A 6,205-nucleotide genomic window follows, 5' to 3' on the forward strand; every position below is an offset into this window, starting at 1 on the left:
CGTTCGGGTGGAACCGTCGCGCGTCGTACCCGGGCGGGCGGCGGGCGCTGGTAAGCGGTGGGGGATGCAGCTCTCCTCCCCGCGCCTGCGCGCCGCCCTGCTCGCCGCGGCCTCCCTCACCCTCGTCGCCGCCGTGCTGCCCCCGCCGAAGCCGCTGGGCATCGGCGACACGCTGTTCCCGCAGCTCGGGAACCCCGGGTACGACGTCCTCTCGTACGACCTGTCCTTCACGTACAAGGACAACAAGAGCCCGCTCGACGCGGTCACCGTCATCGACGCCCGCGCCCTGGAGCCGCTGGAGCGGATCAACCTGGACTTCACCCACGGAACGGTGGCGTCCGCCGAGGTCAACGGCGAGCCGGCGCACTTCGAGAGCGCCGGGGAGGACCTCGTGCTCACCCCGGCGAGCCCCGTCGCGGCCAACGTGCCGCTGCACATCGCGATCCGGCACACCAGCGATCCGCGCGGCATCGCCGACGGGGGCTGGGTGCCCACCGACGACGGCCTGGCCATGGCCAACCAGGCCGACGCCGCCCACCGCGTCTTCCCGTGCAACGACCACCCGGCGGACAAGGCGTACTTCACCTTCCGGATCACCGCCCCCGCCGGTCTCACCGCCGTCGCCAACGGGGTGGCGGGCGCCCTCCCGGCCCCCCGGGCCGCAGGCTCGACCACCTGGACGTACCGGACCCTGCACCCGATGGCCACCGAGCTCGCGCAGGTCTCCATCGGCGACTCGGCCGTGGTGGCGGGCACCGGTCCGCACGGGCTCCCGCTGCGCCACGTGGTCCCCGCCGCGGACCGGCAGCGGCTGGAGCCCTGGCTGACGAAGACCGCCGGGCACGTCCGGTGGATGGAGCAGCGCGTCGGCCGCTACCCCTTCGAGAACTACGGCGTACTCATCGCCCGCGCGAAGACCGGATTCGAGCTGGAGACGCAGACCCTCTCGCTCTTCGAGAACGGCCTGTTCTCGGGAGCGGGCTACCCCGAGTGGTACGTGGAGGCCGTCATGGTCCACGAGCTCGCCCACCAGTGGTTCGGCGACAGCGTCACCCCGCGGACCTGGTCCGACCTGTGGCTCAACGAGGGGCACGCCACCTGGTACGAGGCCCTGTACGCCGACGGCCTCGGCAAATACTCCCTGGAGCGGCGCATGCGCGAGGCGTACCAGCGCTCCGACCAGTGGCGGGCGGCCGGCGGGCCCCCGGCCGCACCGAAGCCCGCCGCCCCCGGCGAGAAGATCGGGCTGTTCCGGCCGGTGGTCTACGACGGGGCCGCGCTGATCCTGTACGCCCTGCGGCAGGAGATCGGCGCGAAGGCCTTCGACCGGCTGGAGCGCCGCTGGGTGGCGGAGCACCAGGACGGGATCGCCGGCACCGACGACTTCGTACGTCTGGCCTCGGACGTGGCCGGACGGGATCTGGAACCCTTCCTCAAGCCGTGGCTGTACGGGAAGACGACCCCGGCGATGCCGGGCCACCCGGAGTGGGGCGGCCCGAAAAGGGTGTGACCGGCGGGGAACGGGCATGTCACCATCGACAGGGCCGCACGCCAGGGGGGAATCTCCCGGCGATGTGACACGTTGGACATGACAGTGTGAGAGTTGCGGTCACGCGTGGCCACGGCCCCATTCGATATCGACGTAAGGATCCAATGACCTCCTCTTCTTCCCCTTCCCAGGACGCGCGGGACGCACGGGACGTGCCGGACTCGCAGAGCTTCACCGAGAGCCTTCGGGCCGACGCCCTGATGGAAGAGGACGTCGCCTGGAGCCACGAGGTCGACGGAGACCGGGACGGCGAGCAGTTCGAGCGCTCCGAGCGCGCCGCGCTGCGCCGCGTGGCCGGCCTCTCCACCGAGCTCGAAGACGTCACCGAGGTCGAGTACCGGCAGCTGCGCCTCGAGCGCGTCGTGCTGGTGGGCGTATGGACCTCCGGCACGGTGCAGGACGCCGAGAACTCCCTCGCGGAGCTCGCCGCCCTCGCCGAGACGGCGGGCGCGCTCGTCCTCGACGGAGTGATCCAGCGCCGTGACAAGCCGGACCCGGCCACCTTCATCGGCTCGGGCAAGGCCCGCGAGCTGCGCGACATCGTGCTCGAGAGCGGAGCCGACACCGTCGTCTGCGACGGTGAGCTCAGCCCCGGCCAGCTCATCGCCCTCGAGGACGTCGTCAAGGTCAAGGTCGTCGACCGGACCGCCCTGATCCTCGACATCTTCGCCCAGCACGCCAAGTCCCGAGAGGGCAAGGCGCAGGTCGCCCTCGCGCAGATGCAGTACATGCTGCCGCGCCTGCGCGGCTGGGGTGCGTCGCTGTCCCGGCAGATGGGTGGCGGCGGCGGTGGCGGCATGGCCACCCGAGGCCCCGGTGAGACCAAGATCGAGACGGACCGGCGCCGGATCCGCGAGAAGATGGCGAAGATGCGCCGGGAGATCGCGGACATGAAGACCGGCCGCGACATCAAGCGGCAGGAACGGCGCCGCAACAAGGTGCCCTCGGTCGCCATCGCCGGCTACACCAACGCCGGCAAGTCCTCGCTGCTCAACCGCCTCACGGGCGCGGGCGTGCTGGTGGAGAACGCGCTGTTCGCCACCCTCGACCCGACCGTGCGCCGGGCCGAGACCCCCAGCGGCCGGATCTACACCCTGGCCGACACGGTCGGCTTCGTCCGGCACCTGCCCCACCACCTGGTCGAGGCGTTCCGCTCCACGATGGAGGAGGTCGGCGACTCCGACCTCATCCTGCACATCGTGGACGGCTCGCACCCGGCGCCGGAGGAGCAGCTGGCGGCGGTGCGCGAGGTCATCCGCGACGTCGGCGCGGTCAACGTGCCCGAGATCGTGGTGATCAACAAGGCCGACGCCGCGGATCCGCTCGTACTGCAGCGGCTGCTGCGGATCGAACGGCACTCCATCGCCGTCTCGGCGCGCACGGGGCAGGGCATCGAGGAGCTCCTCGGGCTCATCGACTCCGAACTGCCCCGGCCCGAGGTCGAGGTGGAGGCCCTGGTGCCGTACACCCGCGGCTCACTGGTCGCCCGGGCCCACGCCGAGGGCGAGGTGATCTCCGAGGAGCACACCCCGGAGGGCACCCTGCTCAAGGTGCGGGTCCACCAGGAACTGGCGGCGGACCTGGCGCCGTACGTACCGGCGAAGCGGTAACACGTACGCGGCACGAACGAACCGAGGGCCCCCTGCGATGCAGGGGGCCCTCGGTTTCTTCAGGTTCTTCACGCGGGTACGCGGGCGGGGACTACTTGAACTTGGCGCTCACGGCGTCGAAGATCCCCTTGGCCTCCGGGCCCAGCCGCGGTCCGGCCAGCCAGCCCGCCTTGGCGGGGCCGATCGAGGTGTTCGACACCAGCGCCGGCTTGCCGTCACTGCCCGGGGCCACCCAGCCGCCGCCGGAGGAGCCGCCGGTCATCGTGCAGCCGATGCGGTACATCACCGGGGCGCTCGCGGCCAGCGACAGCCGGCCCGGCTTGTCCGTGCACTGGAAGGCCCGCTGGCCGTCGAACGGGGCCGCCGCCGGGTAGCCCGTCGCCGTGATGCTCGCGACCTTCGGCACCGCCGGGGCGTTGAACTCCACCGGGAGCGCCGAACCGACCGTCTCCTCCAGGGACTTCCCGGTGCTCTTCTCCGGGGTCACGTGCAGCACCGCGAAGTCGTACGGGGCACCTGCGCCACCGGTCGGACCGCCGTTTGCGATCCATTGGTCCGAGGTCTGCGCCCAGTCGCTCCACCACACGCCGTACGGGGCCACCTGCTCGCGCGGGGCGCCCTTGAGCTGCGCCGCCGGCTTGCCCGCGTTGTTGTACGACGGGACGAAGGCGATGTTGCGGTACCAGCCGCCGGACTTGCCCGCGTGCACGCAGTGGCCGGCCGTCCAGACCATGTTGGACTTGCCGGGGTGGGCCGGGTCCTTGACCACGGTCGCCGAGCAGACCATGGAGCCCTCGGGACCGTCGAAGAAGACCTTGCCGGAGACCGGAACGCTCGTGTGGTACGGCGTGCTGGCGGCCTTGGCCTGCACCGGCGCCGGGGTCGGATCGGTGACGCCCTGGTCCTTGCCGGCGTCCTGGTCGACGGCCGGGGGCTGCGGGGTCTTGTCCGCCTCACGCATCCGGTCCGGGTCCCAGAGGTCCTCGATGATCGGGTTGATGTAGTCGCCCGCCTCGCGGAGCCAGTCCTCCTGCTTCCAGTTCTTCCACGCACCCCCCTTCCACTTCTCCAGGTCGATGCCGTGCTGCTTGAGCTTGTCCTTGAGCTGGTCCGGGATCTTGATCCCGTCGGCTCCGGACGGGAGGCTCGCCGCCACGGTCGGCTTGGCGTCGCCGCCGGCCTCCCCGTCGCCGGGTCCGCAGGCCGCGGCGGTCATGGCGAGTGCCGCCGCGCACAGGATCGCGGTGACCGGTCGGTTCGGTCGCATGTCGTGAATCCCCCTGGTGAATTCTGGGCGTGAGACGCGGTGCAGTTGAGGTGCACGGGGCACGCGAGGTGCGTGCCGCCGAGTGCAGCACCCCACTATGCCGCTGCCGTTGGGGACGGCACAGGCCGGGGCCGCGGTTCCGTCCTGGACGGGCACCCCGAAGTCCGAGCGGACAAGGATCTTGGGCCCACCCGTGATCCGCCGCCGCCACCGTCGTTGGTACGTACGGGGGATGGGGGAGCAGCGTTCATGTTCGAGGCGCAATCCGGTGGAGCAGTCCGTGCGGGAGGTCCGACACTCGTGGCTTTGACCGAGCAGGGCGCGGCCGCCGCGCAGGTGCCGCCGCAGGGGAGCCGGGGAGCGGAGCCGGCGGCGCCCGGCGGGCCGGCCGCGGTGGAGGGCATCCTGCGCCGGCAGGCGTTGCGGGAGTCCGCCGCCCGGACGTACGCGCGCTCGCTGCCCATCGTCCCGGTGCGCGCCCGGGGCCTGACGATCGAGGGCGCGGACGGGCGGCGCTACCTGGACTGCCTCTCCGGGGCCGGCACCCTCGCGCTGGGGCACAACCACCCGGTGGTGCTCGAAGCCGTCCGGGGCGTCCTCGACTCCGGAGCGCCGCTGCACGTCCTGGACCTCGCGACCCCGGTCAAGGACGCTTTCACCACCGAGCTGTTCGCCTGCCTCCCGCCGGCCCTGGCGGCCGACGCCCGCGTTCAGTTCTGCGGGCCCGCCGGTACCGATGCCGTGGAGGCCGCGCTCAAACTGGTCCGCACCGCCACCGGGCGCGCGGGGCTGCTCGCGTTCACCGGGGCCTACCACGGGATGACCGCCGGGGCCCTGGGCGCGTCGGGCGGAGCCCCGGACGTTCGGGTGACCCGGCTGCCGTTCCCGCAGGACTTCCGCTGCCCGTTCGGGGTCGGCGGCCCCGAGGGCGCCCGGCTCGGGGCCCGTTGGACGGAGAGCCTGCTGGACGACCCCAAGGGCGGGGTGCCGACGCCCGCCGCGATGATCGTGGAGCCGGTGCAGGGCGAGGGTGGGGTCTTCCCGGCCCCGGACGCGTGGCTGCGCCGGATGCGCGAGATCACCGAGGCCCGGGGGATCCCGCTGATCGCCGACGAGGTGCAGACGGGCGTGGGCCGGACCGGCGCCTTCTGGGGCGTCGACCATGCCGGGGTGGTGCCGGACGTGATGGTCCTGTCCAAGGCGATCGGCGGCAGCCTCCCGCTGGCGGTGATCGTGTACCGGTCGGGCCTGGACGCGTGGGCCCCCGGGGCACATGCCGGAACGTTCCGCGGCAACCAGCTGGCCATGGCGGCCGGGGCCGCAACCCTGGCGTACGTACGCGAGAACCGTCTCGCCGAGCGCGCCGGGGTCTTGGGCGAGCGGATGCTGACCGCCTTGCGCGGCCTGGCCTCCGACCACCCCTGCATCGGGGACGTCCGCGGCCGCGGTCTGATGATCGGCCTCGAACTCGTCGACCCGGACACGGGGGCCGCAGCGCAGGCCCTCGCCGCGGCGGTCCGCCAGGAGTGCCTGAACCGCGGGCTGATCGTCGAACTCGGCGGCCGCCACTCCAGCGTCGTCCGCCTCCTGCCTCCGCTGACCCTCACCGACGAACAGGCCGCCGCCGTGCTCGAGCGCCTGGCCGATGCCGTCCCCGCCGCCGCCGCAGCCTGCCGGCTCCACTGACCCGCAAGGACCCGCGATGCCCGACTCGCAGCCCCACCACCCCGACGCCCACCCCACGACCCTGACCGCCCCCTCCCGCCCCCACCCCCGCCG

At 72.7% G+C, this 6,205-nt stretch carries 4 protein-coding genes; 3 read left to right on the forward strand and 1 reads right to left on the reverse strand.

Features of this window, described 5'->3' with window-relative positions; all coding sequences use genetic code 11:
- The first annotated feature begins 64 nt into the window (after positions 1-64).
- Positions 65-1,510, forward strand: a complete 1,446-nt coding sequence (locus IF09_RS0131550) for a M1 family metallopeptidase (protein ID WP_030301582.1) — start codon at positions 65-67, stop codon at positions 1,508-1,510.
- A gap of 143 nt (positions 1,511-1,653) precedes the next feature.
- Positions 1,654-3,159 carry a GTPase HflX gene (gene hflX / locus IF09_RS0131555; RefSeq protein ID WP_030301584.1) on the forward strand — a complete coding sequence of 502 codons (1,506 nt, stop codon included), beginning with the start codon at positions 1,654-1,656 and terminating at the stop codon, positions 3,157-3,159.
- Between the two features lie 91 nt (positions 3,160-3,250).
- Here hflX and IF09_RS0131560 read toward each other — a convergent pair whose 3' ends face one another.
- A complete protein-coding gene (locus tag IF09_RS0131560) occupies positions 3,251-4,426 on the reverse strand; it encodes a trypsin-like serine peptidase (protein ID WP_030301585.1) in 1,176 nt (391 codons plus the stop codon).
- Between the two features lie 249 nt (positions 4,427-4,675).
- On the opposite strand from IF09_RS0131560, the gene IF09_RS0131565 reads away from it, so the two are divergent.
- The gene (locus IF09_RS0131565) at positions 4,676-6,112 is read left to right on the forward strand and encodes a diaminobutyrate--2-oxoglutarate transaminase family protein (RefSeq protein WP_078613564.1); all 1,437 of its coding nucleotides are present in this window, start codon (positions 4,676-4,678) and stop codon (positions 6,110-6,112) included.
- Positions 6,113-6,205: the final 93 nt, after the last annotated feature.

It is taken from the genome of Streptomyces katrae (genome assembly GCF_000717655.1).
Taxonomy (GTDB): Bacteria; Actinomycetota; Actinomycetes; order Streptomycetales; family Streptomycetaceae; genus Streptomyces; species Streptomyces katrae_B.